This is a genomic window from Rhodococcus yananensis, from assembly GCF_020515525.1.
GTDB lineage: Bacteria > Actinomycetota > Actinomycetes > Mycobacteriales > Mycobacteriaceae > Rhodococcus > Rhodococcus yananensis.
This window is the reverse complement of the sequence record NZ_JAIYEP010000022.1, coordinates 25400-43274: the sequence shown is the minus strand read 5'-3', so window position 1 is coordinate 43274 and position 17875 is coordinate 25400. Positions and strand designations below refer to the sequence as shown.

17 protein-coding genes are annotated in these 17875 nt (G+C 70.2%); 14 read left to right on the top strand and 3 right to left on the bottom strand.

The features are described 5' to 3' along the window. Nucleotides 1-74: 74 nt before the first annotated feature. Nucleotides 75-746, bottom strand: coding sequence for a 2-phospho-L-lactate guanylyltransferase (cofC, locus tag LDQ05_RS07770; RefSeq protein WP_226436323.1), 672 nt, complete (start codon nt 744-746; stop codon nt 75-77). A gap of 165 nt (nt 747-911) precedes the next feature. Here cofC and LDQ05_RS07765 point away from each other — a divergent pair, with 165 nt between their 5' ends. The 13 genes from LDQ05_RS07765 to holA all read left to right on the top strand — a co-directional run bounded on the left by LDQ05_RS07765 (nt 912) and on the right by holA (nt 14620). Next, nucleotides 912-1910, top strand: a complete 999-nt coding sequence (locus tag LDQ05_RS07765; protein WP_226436322.1) for an NAD(P)H-dependent glycerol-3-phosphate dehydrogenase — start codon at nt 912-914, stop codon at nt 1908-1910. A 144-nt stretch (nt 1911-2054) separates the two neighbouring features. Next, a complete protein-coding gene (locus LDQ05_RS07760) occupies nt 2055-3161 on the top strand; it encodes a D-alanine--D-alanine ligase family protein (protein ID WP_226436321.1) in 1107 nt (368 codons plus the stop codon). An 82-nt stretch (nt 3162-3243) separates the two neighbouring features. Beyond that, a complete protein-coding gene (locus tag LDQ05_RS07755) occupies nt 3244-4545 on the top strand; it encodes a glutamate-5-semialdehyde dehydrogenase (protein ID WP_226436320.1) in 1302 nt (433 codons plus the stop codon). 45 nt (nt 4546-4590) lie between these two features. Beyond that, nucleotides 4591-5487 (top strand): AAA family ATPase, encoded by an 897-nt coding sequence (locus LDQ05_RS07750; RefSeq protein ID WP_226436319.1) that lies wholly within the window; start codon nt 4591-4593, stop codon nt 5485-5487. 1 nt (nt 5488) lies between these two features. Beyond that, complete coding sequence (locus LDQ05_RS07745) at nt 5489-6937, top strand: vWA domain-containing protein (protein ID WP_226436318.1); 1449 nt, start codon at nt 5489-5491, stop codon at nt 6935-6937. Nucleotides 6938-6956: 19 nt separating this feature from the next. Beyond that, nucleotides 6957-7637 carry a nicotinate-nucleotide adenylyltransferase gene (gene nadD, locus LDQ05_RS07740; protein WP_226436317.1) on the top strand — a complete coding sequence of 227 codons (681 nt, stop codon included), beginning with the start codon at nt 6957-6959 and terminating at the stop codon, nt 7635-7637. Next, nucleotides 7634-8050, top strand: coding sequence for a ribosome silencing factor (rsfS, locus tag LDQ05_RS07735; protein WP_226436316.1), 417 nt, complete (start codon nt 7634-7636; stop codon nt 8048-8050). The genes nadD and rsfS overlap by 4 nt, the downstream gene beginning before the upstream one ends. Beyond that, nucleotides 8047-8700 (top strand): histidine phosphatase family protein, encoded by a 654-nt coding sequence (locus tag LDQ05_RS07730; RefSeq protein WP_226436315.1) that lies wholly within the window; start codon nt 8047-8049, stop codon nt 8698-8700. The genes rsfS and LDQ05_RS07730 overlap by 4 nt, the downstream gene beginning before the upstream one ends. Continuing rightward, on the top strand, nt 8687-9457 hold the full coding sequence (gene octT / locus LDQ05_RS07725; RefSeq protein ID WP_226436314.1) for a diglucosylglycerate octanoyltransferase: 771 nt from the start codon (nt 8687-8689) through the stop codon (nt 9455-9457). The genes LDQ05_RS07730 and octT overlap by 14 nt, the downstream gene beginning before the upstream one ends. 5 nt (nt 9458-9462) lie before the next feature. Further along, on the top strand, nt 9463-10281 hold the full coding sequence (locus tag LDQ05_RS07720) for a DegV family protein (RefSeq protein ID WP_226436313.1): 819 nt from the start codon (nt 9463-9465) through the stop codon (nt 10279-10281). Between the two features lie 151 nt (nt 10282-10432). Continuing rightward, nucleotides 10433-11302, top strand: coding sequence for a ComEA family DNA-binding protein (locus LDQ05_RS07715; protein WP_226436312.1), 870 nt, complete (start codon nt 10433-10435; stop codon nt 11300-11302). Next, the gene (locus tag LDQ05_RS07710) at nt 11299-13608 is read left to right on the top strand and encodes a ComEC/Rec2 family competence protein (protein ID WP_226436311.1); all 2310 of its coding nucleotides are present in this window, start codon (nt 11299-11301) and stop codon (nt 13606-13608) included. The genes LDQ05_RS07715 and LDQ05_RS07710 overlap by 4 nt, the downstream gene beginning before the upstream one ends. A 34-nt stretch (nt 13609-13642) precedes the next feature. After that, the gene (gene holA / locus LDQ05_RS07705; protein ID WP_226436310.1) at nt 13643-14620 is read left to right on the top strand and encodes a DNA polymerase III subunit delta; all 978 of its coding nucleotides are present in this window, start codon (nt 13643-13645) and stop codon (nt 14618-14620) included. Between the two features lie 213 nt (nt 14621-14833). Here the strand turns inward: holA and rpsT are convergent, their stop codons facing one another. Beyond that, a complete protein-coding gene (rpsT, locus tag LDQ05_RS07700; protein ID WP_226436309.1) occupies nt 14834-15094 on the bottom strand; it encodes a 30S ribosomal protein S20 in 261 nt (86 codons plus the stop codon). Between the two features lie 193 nt (nt 15095-15287). Next, on the bottom strand, nt 15288-15887 hold the full coding sequence (locus LDQ05_RS07695; protein WP_226436308.1) for a type II toxin-antitoxin system PemK/MazF family toxin: 600 nt from the start codon (nt 15885-15887) through the stop codon (nt 15288-15290). 71 nt (nt 15888-15958) lie between these two features. Between LDQ05_RS07695 and lepA the strand changes: the two genes are divergently transcribed. After that, nucleotides 15959-17848, top strand: a complete 1890-nt coding sequence (gene lepA, locus LDQ05_RS07690) for a translation elongation factor 4 (protein ID WP_287217185.1) — start codon at nt 15959-15961, stop codon at nt 17846-17848. Nucleotides 17849-17875: the final 27 nt, after the last annotated feature.

Below are 17875 nucleotides of genomic sequence, written 5' to 3'. Positions count from 1 at the left end.
GTGGTGTCGCCGTGGGTCACCGCCCCATTGTTGCAGGGTCCATCACGGTCCGCGGCCTGTCGGTGCCGTGGCGATCACGACGCCGACACGAACCCGATCCGCGCGAGCATCGCCGACGTCGCGGCCCCCGCCCCGATCCGCGCGACCGCCACGAGATCGTCGACGGTGTCCACATCGTGACGCAGCCCCGGCCGGTCGCCGGTGAGCACGAGAGCGCCCGATGCGGCGTGCCGTGCCGCCGAACCCGGGCCGAAGGCCGGTCGCAGCGGTGTATCGGGTGTGCAGTGCAACAGGGCCGTCGTCCCGTCGCCGTCGTGGTCGGGCACCATGGCGCGGCCTGCGCGTCGCGCTTCGGCGAGCGCGGACGCCAACTCCGTCGAACGCAGCGCGGGAAGGTCCGCCTGGAGTGCGATCAGATCGGTCCCGGGATCCCGGGCGCGGACGGTGGCCGCGGCGGCGCCGAGCGCCGCGTTGAGCCGCGCGGCGGACCCGTGATCGTCCGGGCCGGGTGCGCCCGCCGGATCGGGGAGGAGCCGTGCCCCGTGCGCCGACGCCACCTCGGCGACGTCCGGATCGGACGTCACGACGGTCGGTATCGCGCCGTCGACGCCCCCGACCGCGGCGAGGGTGTCGACGAGCATCGCGACGACCAGGTCGCCGCGCAGATCGGGTTCGAGGGCGTGCGCGAGCCGCGTCTTCGCCAGGCGGAGTCCCTTGACGGGGACGAGCACGTGCACCGCGGTCATGGGCGCCGATTCTGCCAGCACCGGGCTCGCGAGGGCATCTCGACGGTGCCGGCAGGTCCGAGCGGGGCCGCTGCGCGATACTGGGGAAGTACGCGCACCCGAGGGATGCGCGGAGACGGGACAGGACGAACGGACCGAAACGATGTACGGAGAAGGGGGACGCCGGTGACGAGAGCGGCGATGCTGGGGGCCGGTTCGTGGGGAACGGCCTTCGCGAAGGTACTGGCAGAGGCGGGAACGGACGTCACGATCTGGGCGCGCCGCGAGGAGATGGCGCGGGCGATCACCGAGACCCACGAGAACCCCGACTATCTGCCGGGTGTGCAACTGCCCGAGACCCTGTCGGCGACGACCGATCACAGGGTCGCGCTCGACGGCGCGGATTTCGTGGTGCTCGCCGTCCCGTCGCAGACGCTGCGCACCAACCTGACGCGGTGGCGGGACGACATCGATCCGGGTGTGACGCTGCTCAGCCTGGCGAAGGGCATCGAGAGCGGGACCCTGCTGCGGATGAGTCAGGTGATCGCGCAGGTGGCCGAGGTGGACCAGAACCGCATCGCGGTGTTGTCGGGGCCCAATCTGGCGCGGGAGATCGCCGCCGGTCAGCCGGCGGCCACCGTGATCGCGTGCCCCGACTCCGCCCGGGCCATGGAGATCCAGAAGTCCTGTGCCACCGGCTACTTCCGCCCGTACACGAACACCGATGTGGTGGGGTGCGAGATCGGGGGAGCCTGCAAGAACGTCATCGCGCTGGCGTGCGGGATGGCGTCGGGCGTGGGGTTGGGGGAGAACACGGTCGCGTCCATCATCACGCGGGGTCTGGCCGAGATCATCCGGCTCGGAACCGCGCTCGGCGCCAAACCCGCCACTCTCGCGGGCCTGGCCGGTGTCGGTGACCTCGTCGCCACGTGCACGTCGCCGCTCTCGCGTAACCGGTCCTTCGGTGAGCGGCTCGGTCTCGGCGGCTCGTTGCAGAGCGCCCAGGAGGCCACACACGGTCAGGTCGCCGAGGGTGTCAAGTCGTGCACGTCGGTGCGTGCCCTGGCCGCCGCCTACGACGTGGAGATGCCGCTGACCGACGCGGTGCACCGCGTGTGTCACGAGGGCATGTCGGTGCCCGACGCGATCGGTTTGTTGCTGGGACGGCGGATCAAGCCGGAGTGACCGACCCCGTCGGCGGTGGCCGGGCTGCGGGTGCCTCGTCGGGAGGTCTCCGGCCCGGCCTCACGGCGATCGCGGACCCGTGTGAGTCGGGTCCGCGGGAAACCGGCTGGGCCCGCCACCACCGGTACCGGTACGGTTTGTGCCGTGAGTGAGTCCCGCACCCGGGTGGCCGTCGTCTTCGGCGGCCGCAGCAACGAGCATTCCGTGTCCTGCGTCTCGGCAGGCAGCATCCTGAGCAACCTCGACCCGGAGGAATACGAGGTCGTGGCGATCGGGATCACCCCCGACGGTTCGTGGGTCCTCGGCGACACCGACCCCCAGCGCCTCGCCCGGGCGGGACGCGAGTTGCCCACGGTCGACCCGAGCGGATCCGCGCTCGTGCTCACGGCGGATCCCACCCGCAGCGGCGACATCGTGGCCCTCGACGAGGGCGAGTTCGGCAGGGTCCTCGCCTCCGTCGACGTCGTCTTCCCGGTTCTCCACGGTGCCTACGGTGAGGACGGGACCATCCAGGGGCTCCTCGAGCTCGCCGGCATCCCGTACGTCGGACCGGGTGTGCTCGCCAGCGCCGCGGGCATGGACAAGGAGTTCACCAAGAAGCTCCTCGCCGCCGAAGGTCTGCCCGTCGGATTCCAGGTGGTACTCCGCCCCGGCGTCGCCACCGTCACCGACGAGCAGCGACGGCAACTCGGGCTGCCCGTGTTCGTCAAACCGGCCCGCGGTGGGTCGTCGATCGGTGTCAGCCGCGTCGCCGACTGGGCTTCCTTCGACGCCGCGGTGACCGAGGCCCGCCGGCACGATCCGAAGGTCATCGTCGAATCCGCCGTGATCGGCCGCGAGGTCGAGTGCGGTGTGCTCGAGTTCCCCGACGGCGACGTGCGCGCCAGCGTCGTCGCAGAGATCCGCATGCCGGAGTCCCCGGGCGACGACACGGCGTTCTACGACTTCGACACCAAATATCTCGACGACGTGTGCGAGTTCGACGTGCCGGCGAAGATCGACGACGACGTCGCCGACGAGATCCGGGAACTCGCCGTGCGGGCCTTCCGGGCGCTGGACTGTCAGGGCCTGTCCCGGGTCGACTTCTTCGTCACCGACGACGGACCGGTCATCAACGAGATCAACACGATGCCCGGATTCACCTCCATCTCGATGTACCCGCGGATGTGGGAGGCCAGCGGCATCGATTACCGAGAACTCGTCTCGGTTCTCGTGGCGACGGCGCTGCAGCGCGGTACCGGACTGCGCTGACCCCGCGCACCGGAACCGGCCCCGGACCGTGACACGGACCGCTGCCTGTCGGTGTACCCGCCACCCCGGCTAGGCTGGGGCAATGACCGCCGTGACCCCCGACTCCACCGAGACCGGCGCCGCCACCGGCGCCGGAGCCGCATCCGACACCCGCGCAGAGGTGCACGCCGCCGCGCGGCGCGCGCGCGTCGCATCCCGTCGGTTGGCGCTGCTGACCACCGCGCAGAAGGACGCCGCGTTGCACGCGGCCGCTGATGCGGTCCTCGCGGCGACCGACGCCGTCCTCGCGGCCAACGACGCGGACGTGGAGGCCGCGCGCGCCGCCGGCACCGACGAATCCCTGATCGACCGGCTCCGGTTGACCACGGACCGCATCGAGGGCATCGCATCCGGTCTGCGTCAGGTCGCAGGACTGCCCGACCCGATCGGAGAGGTCGTGCGCGGATCCACCCTGCCGAACGGCCTGGAACTGCGTCAGCTCAGGGTGCCGCTCGGCGTCGTCGGCATGGTGTACGAGGCCCGGCCCAACGTCACGGTCGACGCGTTCGGTCTCGCGTTGAAGTCCGGCAACGCAGCGCTGCTGCGCGGCTCGTCGTCGGCGGCGAACTCCAACGCGGCACTCGTCGAGGCGCTGCGCGGGGCGCTCGCCGAGCAGGGGCTGCCGACGGACGCCGTGCAGCTGCTGCCCAGCGCCGACCGGTCATCGGTGACCCATCTGATCCAGGCACGGGGCCTCGTCGACGTCGTCATCCCGCGCGGTGGCGCCGGGCTGATCTCGGCGGTGGTACGCGACGCGACCGTCCCCACCATCGAGACGGGTGTGGGCAACTGCCACGTGTACGTCCACGCGGCGGCGGACCTCGCGACCGCCGAGAAGATCGTCGTCAACGCGAAGACCCGACGACCCAGCGTGTGCAACACGGCCGAGACGATCCTCGTCGACAAGGCGATCGCCGACACTGCGGTGCCGCACCTGCTGCAGGTGCTCCAGACACACAGCGTCACCGTGCACGGTGACCTCCCCGGGCTCGTCCCGGCCACCGAGTCGGATTGGGCCGAGGAGTATCTGACGCTCGACGTCGCGCTGGCCGTCGTCGACGACCTGAATGCGGCGGTCGAACACATCGATCGCTACGGCACCGGACACACCGAGGCCATCGTCACGGCGGATCTCGCGGCGGCCCGCGAGTTCACCGCGCGTGTCGACGCGGCCGCGGTGATGGTGAACGCCTCGACCGCGTTCACGGACGGGGAACAGTTCGGATTCGGTGCCGAGATCGGCATCTCCACACAGAAGCTGCACGCCCGGGGGCCGATGGGGCTGCCGGAACTGACCTCCACCAAGTGGATCGTCTGGGGCGACGGACACACCCGTCCCGCCTGACCCGACCGGGTGGGGTAGCCCCACCCGACGACGAAAGGACCGAGCGTGGATCGTGCGTTGCCGACCACCCCGCCGATCTTCGCGGACGTCGACGACGTCGTGGCCCGTCTCGCCGAGACCGGCTACCTCGCCGACAAGGCCACCGCGACCGCCGTGTTCCTGGCGGACCGCCTCGGCAAGCCGCTGCTGATCGAGGGACCGGCCGGGGTCGGGAAGACGGAACTGGCGCGTGCGGTGGCGCAGACGGCCGGTGCCGAACTGGTCCGCCTGCAGTGTTACGAAGGCGTCGACGAAGCGCGGGCCCTGTACGAGTGGAACCACGCCAAGCAGATCCTGCGGATCCAGGCGGCGGGGGCGAGTGCCGCGGCGGGCGACTCGTGGGACACCACCCGCGAGGACGTCTTCTCCGAGGAATTCCTCCTGCCGCGTCCGCTGCTCACCGCGATCCGCCGCGACGACCCGACGGTGCTGCTCGTCGACGAGGTGGACAAGGCGGATGTCGAGATCGAGGGTCTTCTCCTCGAGGTGCTCAGCGATTTCGCGGTCACCGTGCCCGAACTCGGCACGATCCGCGCCACCCGCGCACCGTTCGCGGTCCTCACCTCCAACGCGACCCGCGAGCTCTCCGAGGCACTGAAACGACGGTGCCTGTTCCTGCACCTGGACTTCCCCGACGCCGACCTCGAACGCCGCATCCTCGCGAGCCGCGTGCCGGAGCTGCCGTCCGCGCTCGCCGACCAACTCGTGCGCACGGTGGGGGTGCTGCGGGACATGCAGCTCAAGAAGGTGCCGTCGGTCGCGGAGACGATCGACTGGGGTCGGACACTGCTCGCGCTCGGCATGGACACGCTCGACGACACCGCCGTGCGCACCACCTTGGGGGTGGTCCTCAAACACCGCTCCGACCAGGTGCGGGCCGCGTCCGAACTGCGGCTGAACTGACATGGGTGCCGTGCATCCCGCCGGGCACGCCGGTGCACCGCTCGCGCCGCACGGCATCCCCGGGCATCTCGTCGGATTCGTCGAGTCGTTGCGGCGCCGCGGGATCGCGGTGGGTCCGTCCGAGACGATCGACGCGGGGCGTGTCATGTCCGTGATCGATCTCCTCGACCGGGATGCCCTCCGGGAAGGACTGGCCTGCACCCTGTTGCGCAGGCCCACCCACCGACCGGCCTTCGATGCGTTGTTCGACCTGTGGTTCCCCGCGGCGATCGGCACGCGGGCCGACGCGGGGCCGGTCGTCGCACTGCCGCGCACTCCCGACGGCGAGGTCGATCTCGACGCTCTGCGTGACGTGCTCGCCGAACTGCTCGCCGACGACTCACCGGACGCCCTGGACACCGCGCAGGCGCTCACCGCGCAGATCGTCGACGAACTCGGCCGATACAACTCGTCGGGTGGTCCGTCCTTCTCGGCGTACCAGGCGCTCCGCGAGGTCGCGCCGGACACCCTGCTCACCCGCATCCTCGAAGGGCTGCTCGGCAACGCGGCACGCGACGACCACGACGGCGGCGCGTACGCCACCGAGGTCGCCCGCCGCACCGCGGCCCGCCGCATCGCCGACTTCCGCGCAATGGTCGAACGAGAGACCCGGCGTCGCTCCGCCGAGCAGCTGGGGCGTGAGCGCGTCGAACGATACGGTGTGCCCAAGCTCGCCGAGGAGGTCGACTTCCTGCGTGCGTCCGACGCGGAGCTGACGGCCCTGCGGCGCAGTGTGCAGCCACTCGCGCGCCTGCTCGCCAGTCGTCTCGCCGTGCGCCGACGCCGGGCCCGGGCGGGCTCGATCGACCTGCGACGCACCCTGCGCAGGTCCATGTCGACCGGCGGTGTGCCGATCGACCTCGTGAACCGCAAGCCGCGCCCGGCACGCCCCGAACTGGTGGTGCTGTGCGACGTGTCGGGCTCGGTGGCCGGTTTCTCCCACTTCACGCTGCTGCTCGTGCATGCGCTGCGCGAGCAGTTCTCGCGGGTGCGGGTGTTCGCGTTCATCGACACCACCGACGAGGTGACCCACCACTTCTCGGCCGGTGCCGAACTCGGTGCGGCGATGTCGACGATGCTGCGTGAGGCGGAGCTGATCACCTACGACGGGCATTCCGACTACGGCAATGCGTTCGCGAGCTTCGTCGAGCAGCACTCCCACAGCCTCACGTCCCGCAGCTCGCTGCTGATCCTCGGCGACGGACGCACCAACTTCCGCAACCCCGACGTCGGCTCCCTCGAACAGATGGTGGCGGTGGCGCGTCACGCGCACTGGCTCAACCCCGAGCCGCGGGGTCAGTGGGGATCCGGTGATTCGGCCGCTCTCGTGTACGGCGACGTCGTCACCATGCACGAATGCCGCTCCGCGGAACAGCTCGCGGCGGTGGTGGCGGGGCTGCTGCCGGTGTGAACCCGTAAGCTGGACAATCGTGCATCGACCAACCGACGGGAACCCGGAGCCCATCCGACGCCTGGGTGTCATGGGTGGGACGTTCGATCCCATCCACAACGGTCACCTCGTCGCGGCCAGCGAGGTCGCCGACCGTTTCGGCCTGGACGAGGTGATCTTCGTCCCGACCGGCCAGCCCTGGCAGAAGGCCGGACGGCAGGTGAGCGCCGCCGAGGACCGCTACCTCATGACGGTCGTCGCGACCGCCTCCAACCCCCGATTCCACGTCAGCCGGGTCGACATCGACCGACGCACCGTCACCTACACCGTCGACACGCTGCGTGACCTGCGCGCGCAACACCCGGACGCGCAGCTCTACTTCATCACCGGTGCCGACGCCCTCGCCTCCATCCTGTCCTGGCAGGACTGGCCCACCCTCTTCGAACTCGCACGGTTCGTCGGGGTGTCACGACCCGGCTATGACCTGAACGTCGAACACCTCGCCCCGCATCTCGAGGGGCTGCCCCCGGAATCGGTGAGCCTCGTCGAGATCCCGGCACTGGCGATCTCGTCGACCGACTGCCGGTCGCGGGTGCGTCACAACCGGCCGGTGTGGTACCTCGTGCCCGACGGTGTGGTGCAGTACATCAGCAAGCGTCATCTCTACGTCGACTTCCCGTCCGACGTCGGTTCCACCATCGAGAGGAAGAACATCCAGTGAGCGCAACGGCAGAATCGATCGAGATGGCCCGTATCGCGGCCCTCGCGGCCGACGAGAAGCTGGCAACCGACGTCGTGGTGCTCGACGTGTCGGAGCAACTCGTGATCACCGACTGCTTCGTCATCGCGTCGGCACCCAACGAACGTCAGGTCAACGCGATCGTCGACAACATCGAGGAGAAGCTCCGCGACGCGGGTCACAAACCGGCCAGGCGGGAAGGTACCCGTGAAGGACGGTGGACGCTCCTCGACTACGTCGACATCGTCGTACACATCCAGCACGAGGAGGAACGGCACTTCTACGCGCTCGAGCGGTTGTGGAAGGACTGCCCCACGGTGACCGTCGACGGTATCGGAGCCCCGAGGTCCGCTGCCGACACCGACGCATCCGGCGGGGATGCGGAGGGCCTGTGACGGCCTCCGTCCGCGTGCGGCACCTCATCCTGCTACGGCACGGACAGACCGGCTACAACGCGACCCGACGGATGCAGGGGCAACTCGACACCGACCTGTCGGATCTCGGGCGGCGGCAGGCGCTTGCCATCGCGCACACCATCGCCGACTTCGAGCCGATCTCGATCGTGTCGTCCGACCTCCGGCGGGCCTACGACACGGCGGTGGCGATCGGTGATCGCGCGTCGCTGCCCGTCGAGATCGACCCCCGCCTGCGGGAGACGCACCTCGGTGAGTGGCAGGGACTGACACACACCGAGGTCGACGCCCGCGCACCCGGGGCACGCGCCCGATGGCGCGGGGACGCCGAGTGGGCACCGCCGGGTGGGGAGAGCCGCATCGACGTGGCGCGGCGCAGCCGCCCGGTCGTCGAGGAACTGCTCGACAAGCAGGAGCGGTGGGCCGACCGGCCGGTGGTCCTCGTGGCCCACGGCGGTCTGATCGCCGCGTTGACCGCGTCACTGCTCGACCTGCCCGTGAACCGGTGGCCCGCCCTCGGCGGACTCGGCAACACCGGGTGGGTGCGGCTCAGCGGCTACGGTGACGATCCCACGTGGCGCCTCGACGTGTGGAACGCCTCGGCGACGGTGTCACCCGATGACGTCCTCTGAACCGCGCGCGGTGTCGGAGCCCCGCCCCACGCTGCTGGTCATCGGTGACTCCCTCAGCTACTACGGGCCGAAAGGTGGCCTGCCCGCTGACGATCCGAGAATCTGGCCGAATCTCGTCGCCGACTCCCTCGGTTGGGACGTCGAACTGATCGCGCGGATCGGATGGACCACCCGCGACGCATGGTGGGCGATGACGCAGGATCCGCGGGTGTGGGCGGCGATTCCCCGCGCGGGAGCCGTCGTCCTCGCCGTCGGCGGGATGGACACCCTGCCGTCACCCCTGCCCACGGCGCTGCGCGAAGGACTGCGCTACGTGCGACCGCCGGCGCTGCGCCGGGTCGCGCGCAACGCCTACGGGTGGCTGCAGCCGCGACTGGCACCGCTCGGACGGCCCGTCGCGTTGCCTCCGAGGGTGAGCGTCGAGTACCTCGAGACGATCCGGGACTCCGTGGCATACATGCGCCCCGATCTGCCGCTGATCGCGTCGTTGCCGTCGGTGCACCGCAGCGAGCAGTACCGGTCGGTGCACGCCGGGCGGATTCCCGCCGTCCGCGCCGTCTCGCGGTGGGCGACCGAGAAGTCCGTGCCCCTCGTCGATCTCGGAGAGGCCGTTCGGGAGGACATCGCCTCGGATGCGGCCAACCCCGACGGGATCCACTGGGGGTGGGAAGGGCATCGGCGGGTCGCCGAGGCGATGCTCGACACGGTTCGGATGGCCCGTCGGGATGCGCGTCCCGCAGTGGACGACATACGGTAGTCGACGTGTCAGTTGTGGTGGTGACCGATTCTTCGTGCTGTCTCGACCCGGATACGGCGACCTCGTTCGACATCCGGATCGTGCCGCTCCATGTGATCGTGGACGGCCGTGACCTGCGGGAGGGCATCGACGAATTACCGGAGGACCTCGCGGGAGTCACGACGTCCGGGCCGTCCCTCGCGGAACTCGAGGAGATCTACTCGACTGCGCTCGACGACAGCGGCGGCGACGGGGTCGTCGCGGTGCACCTGTCGAGGCTGCTGTCCGGAACGTGGGGGGCCGCGAAGAACGCGGCGGAAGCGTTCGGCGGTAGGGTGCGGCTCGTCGATTCGCGGAACACCGCGATGGGGCTCGGGTTCGCCGCGCTCGAGGCGGCCCGCGCAGCCCGCGGCGGGACCGACCTCGACGGGGTGTACGAGCGGGCCGTCGAGGTGGCGGAGTCCGCGCGGACACTGCTCGTGGTCGACCGACTCGACCATCTGCGTCGCGGAGGTCGGATCGGCACCGCCGCAGCACTTCTCGGAACCGCGTTGTCGATGAAACCGGTGTTGCATCTCGTGGACGGAAAGCTGGCGCTGCGCGAGAAGACACGCACCATGACCAAGGCGATGGCCAAACTCGTCGACGGTGTCGTCGCCGAGGCAGGCGACTCCGCGCTCATCGCGGTGCACCATCGGCGGGCCCCGGAACGGGCACGGGAACTCGCCGACCGCATCGCCGAACGTCTCCCGGACGCCGCCGCCCCCACCGTGTCGGAACTCGACGACGTGCTCGGCGCGCACGTCGGACCGGGCGCCGTCGGGGTGGTCGTGTCGCGACGCTGACCGTCCGTGTCCGGCGAACCCGCGGCCCGCGGGAGTGCTGGAGACCCGCGCCGAACGGCGAGTTGTCCACAACCCCCCGATTCATCCACAGGTAGGCGGTCCGGCGGGACGAACACGGTTCTGCGCCGATCGGCGAGGCTACCGTCACCGCATGCGCAGCGACCACGAGGACCTCGCGAGGACGCGGCTCGACGCGATCGCCCACGGGGGTCGAGAGATCCGGCGCGACGAACCGGACGTGTGGGCCACGGACCCGACGGAGGACGACGACGAACACGGCGGTGGCGCGCGCCGGATCGGCGTTTCCGAGCGGCTCGCCGCGGCCCGATGGGATGTCGGACGGCGCGGGATGGCCGCGGTGGCCGCGGTGGCCTGCACCGCGGCGCTCGTCGCTGCCGTCGTCGCGTGGCGCGAGCGTGCCGTGCCCGATCCGGTGCCGCCGTTGCCGTCGATCGCGACGGTCGATGTCGCGCAGCAGGATGTGCCGTCGCGGGACGCGCTGCCCGGTGGCGCCGCATCGGACGCGGCAGCCGTTCCCGGTGCGGCGCCGTCCGTCGTCGCCGAACTCGTCGTCAGCGTCGTAGGGCTCGTCGCACGACCGGGATTGGTGCACCTGCCACCGGGATCGAGGGTTGCCGATGCCCTCGACGCCGCCGGGGGCACCCTCGATGGTGCAGACCTGCTCGGCCTCAACCTCGCCCGACGGGTCGCGGACGGCGACCAGATCGTGGTCGGAGTCGTCGCACCGGAACCCGAGCCGCCGGAGAGCGGGGTGTCGGGAGACTCCGGAACCGATCCGGGTGCCGGGGGCTCCGAGCCGGATCCGCGGTCGCCGCTGAACCTGAACACGTGCGACGAAGCCGATCTCGATGCACTGCCCGGCGTCGGCCCCGTCACGGCCTCGGCCATCGTCGAATGGCGGCGGGTCAACGGGCCCTTCACGCACGTCGACCAACTCGCCGAGGTGGACGGCATCGGTCCGGCCCGCCTCGCGCGGCTCCGCGAACTGGTGACGGTGTGAGTGCCGGTCCCGCACCACAACTCGATGCCCGGCTCCTACCCGCAGCGTTCGCGGCGTGGGCGGTGACGCTGGCGGGATTGTGGACGGGCCCGGCGGTCACCCTGACGCTTGGCGTGTCCGTCACCGGAATCGCCCTCCTCGCACTGGGATTCCGGATCCCCGTCGACCGGCACGTGCGAGTCGGACTCGTCGTGCTCGTCGTCGCCGCCGGATTCTCCGGTGCGATCACGATCCGGATGTGGTCCGCGCAGACCCACCCGCTCGCGGAATGGGAGGCGGGAACGCGGGTCACCGTCGTCGCGGCACCCACCGACGACCCACGGCCGGTCCGCAGCGGTTTCGACGGAGCACCGCGAGTGCGGCTACCCGTCGCGCTCCACCATGTGAGTCGAGGCCCGGAATCGATGTCGGTCGGTGGTCGCGCCGTCGTCTTCGCGCCCGCCGAAGGTTGGTCGGAACTTCTTCCCGGCCAACAGATCACGATGCGCGCGCGAGTGCATCCCGCATCCGGATCCGGAACCGACGTCGCGATCCTGCGCGTCGAGGGTGCACCCCGCGCGATCGCGGATCCTCCACCGTGGCAACGCTGGGCCGGAACGATCCGCGACCGCTTCGCCGCCGCGTGCGCGTCCGCGTTGACACCCGCCGCCGCCGGACTGCTGCCCGGGCTCGTCGTCGGTGACACCCGCGGTCTCGCCGACGACGTCCGCGAGGATTTCCGGGTGGCGGGACTGGCCCACCTGACGGCCGTATCCGGTGCCAACGTGAGCATCGTCCTGGGCGCGGTTCTTCTCCTGGTGCGCGGTGCGGGGGTCGGCCCGAGAACCGGCGCCGTGCTCGCCGCGATCGCGCTCGTCGCCTTCGTGATCGTGGTGCGACCGACCCCGAGCGTGGTCCGCGCCGCCGCGATGGGTTCGGTGGCCCTGCTCGCGCTCGTCGCGGGGAGGGAACGCGCGGCGCTGCCGGCGCTCGCCGCCTCGGTCGGTGTGCTGCTGCTGATCTGGCCGGATCTCGCGGCCGACGTGGGGTTCGCGCTGTCGGTCGTCGCGACGGGTGCGCTGGTGGTCGTCGCCCCGGTGTGGGTGCAACGACTACGGGCCCGACGGTGGCCGCGCGCGGTCGCCGAAACGTGCGCGATGTCCCTCGCGGCGTACGTCGTCACCGCGCCCGTCATTGCGGCCGCGACCGGCACCGTCAGCCTCGTCGCGGTCGCGGCGAACATCCTCGTCGCCCCGGTCGTCGCGCCACTGGCCGTACTCGGCTCGTTCGTGAGCGTGCTCGCCGCGGTGTGGCCCGCCGCGGCGGAGATCGCGGCGCGTGGTGCGGCACCGATGCTGTGGTGGATGCTCACCGTCGCCGACCGTGCAGCCGATCTGCCGTCCGCGGAAGTATCCGTGCCGCAGGGAGTTCCGGGGGCGTCGCTGGTGCATGCCGTGACGGTCGCAGGGTGGTGGGTGACCCGGTCCGCCGGTGCGCGACGGTTCGGCGCGATCGTCGCCGCGGTGGGGTTGGTCGTGTGGCTGACGGTACGCGCGGTGCTGCCGAGTTGGCCCGGTCCGGAATGGGTGCTGGTGGCCTGCGACGTCGGTCAGGGGGACGCATTGGTGTTCTCCGCCGGGGCGGGCCGAGCGGTGGTCGTCGACACCGGAACCGAGGAGCGGTCCGTCGATCGGTGCCTGCGGCGGTTGGGGATCGGGGAGGTGCCCCACGTGGTACTGACCCACCTCCACGCCGACCATGCGGGAGGTCTCGCCGACGTCCTTCGCGGACGGAACGTCGGTGAGATCGTCGTGGGTGCCGCCGCGTCGGCGGGCGGGACGGCGCCGCTCGATCCCGCCGCCGGGTCGGGTGTCCCGGTCCGGGAGGCACGTGCGGGGGACGTGATCGCCGCCGGGCGGTCGACGCTGCGGGTGATCGGTCCACCGGAATCGACGTGGGTGACGACCGAGAACGACGGGTCGCTGATCGTGCTCGCGGACACCGTGGTGGGTACGGTTCTGGTGGCGGGCGACGCCGAGGCCCCCGGGCTCGACGCGCTACTGCGCAGCGGTGTCGATGTGCGCGCCGACGTGCTCGTCGTCCCGCATCACGGATCCCGGACGACCCCGGAGCGATTCGTCACGGCCGTCGGACCGAGGGTCGCGGTGATCAGCGTCGGCGCCGACAACCCGTACGGGCATCCGCACCCCGACGTCGTGGCCGCGCTGGACGGTTTGGGGGTGCGTGTGCTCAGGACGGACGTCGACGGGGATGTCGCGGTGGTCCGCTCGGGCGGCGGCGCGTTGGCCGTCGTCACCGACCGCTGACCGCCGTGTCGGCGCGGCGTGGCACGATCGAGCGATGAGCGACACCGGTCTGCACCTCGTGCTGGGAGACGAAGACCTTCTGATCGACCGGGCGGTCGCGCGGATCGTCACCGACATCCGTTCCCGCAGCGGCGCCGGCAACGATCTGCCGGTGTCGCGGCTGCGGGCCGGGGACGCGAGCGTCGCGGAACTCGCGGAACTGCTGAGCCCGTCACTGTTCGCGGAGGACCGCGTGGTGATCCTCGAATCGGCGGCGGAGGCCGGCAAGGACGCCGTGTCGGTGATCCTCGACGCGGCGTCCGCGCCGCCGGACGGGGTCACGCTCGTCGTCCTGCACAGCGGTGGGGGTCGGGCCAAGGCGATGGTCGGTGCGTTGCGTAAGGTCGGCGCCGCCGAACACGATTGTCAGGGTCCGTCGTCGAAGTCCGCGCGGGATCGCGTCGAGTGGATCCGGCGTTTCGTGCACGGCGAGTTCGCCGCGGCGGACGTCCGGGTGTCCGGACCCGTCGAACAACAACTCATCGAGGCCGTCGGGTCGGATCTGCGGGAACTCGCCGCGGCGTGCAGCCAACTCGTCGCCGACACCGGAGGCAGGATCGACGCGGCCGCGGTGCGGCGGTACTACTCGGGCAAGGCCGAGGTGAACGGCTTCGACATCGCGGACGCCGCGGTGGCCGGTGACGTGCCGGGCGCCCTCGAGGCCCTGCAGTGGGCGACCCATCGCGGTGTCGCGCACGTCGTGCTGGCCGATGCACTCGCCGATGCGGTGCACACGATCGCGAAGGTCGGTTCCGCGGGTGGGGGAGACCCGAACGCTCTCGCTTCGGGGCTCGGGATGCCGCCGTGGAAGGTCCGTAAGGCGCAGGGGCAGGCGCGACGATGGACCCCGTCGTCGATCGCCGACGCGCTGCAGATCGTCGCGACACTCAACTTCGAGGTCAAAGGTGGCGCAGCCGACGCGGGTTACGCCCTCGAACGCGCGGTGCGGACCGTCGCCGAACTCGCCCGCTGACCCGCCGGCCTCCGGCCGGCCCGAGCGAGTGTATCGTTCGCTCGATTGATTCGAGCGAACGATACACTCGCTTGCTCGGATGGACGACCGGAACAGACGAAGGCCGCCCCGATACGGGGCGGCCTTCGTCCAGCAGAGCTTGCGTCGTCTACCGCGGGTGAACGTGCTCGCATTCACCGATTCGGGGACGTCCGGGTGAACGCGCGGGCACGCTCAGAGCTGGTTGGCGACCTTCGCGAGAGCCGACTTCTTGTTGGCGGCCTGGTTGGGGTGGATGATCCCCTTGCTGGCGGCCTTGTCGAGCTGACGGCTGGTGGAGACGAGGAGCTCGGTGGCCTTGCCCTTGTCGCCGGCGGCCGCGGCCTCGCGGAACGAACGGATCGCTGTGCGCAGCGAGGACTTCACCGACTGGTTCCGGAGCCGGTTGCGCTCGTTGGTGCGAATCCGCTTCACCTGGGACTTGATGTTGGCCACGCGTAAAATCCTGTCGTCTTGCTGGTAGCTGGTATGAAAGCTCTGGGTGCACTACGGCACGACGACCGACGATACCAGCGACGGCCACCGAACCCCAAACCGGTGCTGCGGATCGGTCCCCGCGATGGCTCCGGCCGCACCTCGTGAACCCGGCGAAGCGCCGGGATCGTGCGCTTCGGTCGGGACGCCGGGGTCAGGCCCAGCCGTAGTCGTCCCGCAGTCGTCGGGCGACGTCGTCGAAACGTGACCGGTCGAGGACGGCGCCCTCACGGCGGATGCCGTCCTCCGGAACGTCGAGGACGCGGTCGAGGCGGATCCACGACGGTCGCCCCTGCGAATCCCACGCACCGGTGCCGATGCCCACCCAGTCGCGTTGGCCGTCGCGGTCGCCGTTCGACGACAGCATCAGCCCGAGCAGGGTGGACCGATCGCGGCCGACGACGAGTACGGGACGGTCCTTGCCCTGGGTGGCATCCTCCTCGTACTCCACCCACGTCCACACGATCTCGCCGGGATCGGCCTGCCCGTCGAGATCGGGCGCGTACTCGACCCGTCGGGCTCGCTGCGCGGTGGGCATCGTCCGCGACGCGACGGGGCGTCCCGGCATCGGGCCGGGTTTCGGTGATGCGGGCGCGGACGGTGTCGACGGAGCATCCTTCCCCGATGCGCTCGACACCGCGCCGATCGCCCGATCGATCACACCGGACCGCTGGAGTTGCCGGTACAGCTGCGGTCCGCGCGCGACCGCGAGACGTCCGAGTTCCTTGCCCAACTTCATCCACTTACCCGCCACGGGCGACGAGCTTAGCGGCGTGTGTCGTGGCCGATCGTCCGGGCACCGCGCGTCTTGGATATTCTGCAGGGGTGACCGCGGCCTGCAGGGCCGCCGCCGGCCCGAGTCAGGAGCACGACATCACCACCTTCGCCGACACCACGTTCACGGACCCGTCGAAGATCCGGAACTTCTGCATCATCGCGCACATCGACCACGGCAAGTCGACGTTGGCCGATCGCATGCTGCAGCTCACCGGTGTCGTCGAGGAACGGCAGATGCGCGCGCAGTACCTCGACCGCATGGACATCGAGCGGGAACGCGGCATCACCATCAAGGCGCAGAACGTGAGATTGCCGTGGAAGCTCGACGGCGAGGACTACGTGATGCACCTGATCGACACGCCCGGGCACGTCGACTTCACCTACGAGGTGTCCCGCGCGCTCGAGGCGTGTGAGGGTGCCGTCCTGCTCGTCGACGCCGCCCAGGGAATCGAGGCGCAGACCCTCGCGAACCTGTATCTGGCTCTCGACAAGGACCTCACGATCATCCCGGTCCTGAACAAGATCGACCTGCCGGCCGCCGACCCCGACCGCTATGCGTCCGAGATCGCGCACATCATCGGTTGCGAACCGGAAGACGTGCTACGGGTGTCCGGCAAGACGGGCGAGGGCGTCGCGGAGCTGATCGACGAGGTGATCCGGCAGATCCCGGCCCCCGTCGGCGATCCGGACGCCCCGGCGCGCGCAATGATCTTCGACTCGGTCTACGACACCTACCGCGGAGTCGTCACCTATGTTCGCGTGGTCGACGGGAAGATCGTCCCCCGCGAGAAGATCAAGATGATGTCGACGGGTGCCACCCACGAACTGCTCGAGGTCGGGATCGTCTCACCCGAACCCAAGGCCACCAGGGGACTGGGTGTCGGTGAGGTCGGCTACCTGATCACCGGGGTGAAGGACGTCCGCCAGTCGAAGGTCGGCGACACGGTGACCACCGCCCGCGACGGTGCCACCGACCCGTTGACGGGATACCGCGAACCCCGCCCGATGGTGTACTCGGGGTTGTACCCGGTCGACGGGTCCGATTACCCCGATCTGCGCGAAGCCCTCGACAAGCTGCAGCTCAACGACGCAGCGCTGACCTACGAGCCGGAGACGTCGGTGGCGCTCGGATTCGGTTTCCGATGCGGCTTCCTCGGTCTGCTGCACATGGAGATCACCCGCGAGCGTCTCGAACGGGAATTCGGTCTGGGCCTGATCTCGACGTCCCCGAACGTGGTGTACCGGGTGATCACCGAGGGCGGGCACGAACAGATCGTCACCAACCCCTCCGATTGGCCGGAGGGCAAGATGCGTGAGATCTACGAGCCGATCGTCAAGTGCACGGTCATCGCGCCCAGCGAGTTCATCGGCTCGATCATGGAACTGTGCCAGTCGCGCCGTGGAGAGCTCGGCGGCATGGACTACCTCTCGGAGACCCGCGTCGAACTGCGCTACACACTGCCGCTCGCCGAGATCATCTTCGACTTCTTCGACTCGCTCAAGTCCCGTACGCGCGGTTACGCGAGCCTCGACTACGAGGAGGCCGGTGAGCAACTCGCGGACCTGGTCAAGGTCGACATCCTGCTGCAGGGTGAGGCCGTGGACGCGTTCAGTGCGATCGTGCACAAGGATGCCGCGGCCGCATACGGCAACAAGATGACCACCAAGCTCAAGGAACTGATCCCGCGCCAGCAGTTCGAGGTGCCGGTGCAGGCAGCGATCGGGTCGAAGATCATTGCGCGAGAGAACATCCGAGCGATCCGCAAGGATGTGCTCGCCAAGTGCTACGGCGGCGACATCAGCCGCAAGCGCAAACTGCTCGAGAAGCAGAAGGAAGGCAAGAAGCGCATGAAGACGATCGGACGTGTCGACGTGCCGCAGGAGGCCTTCGTCGCCGCCCTGTCGTCGGAGGCGTCGGCCGACAAACCCAAGAAGTAGCCGGACCGAAGAAACGACGACCATCGG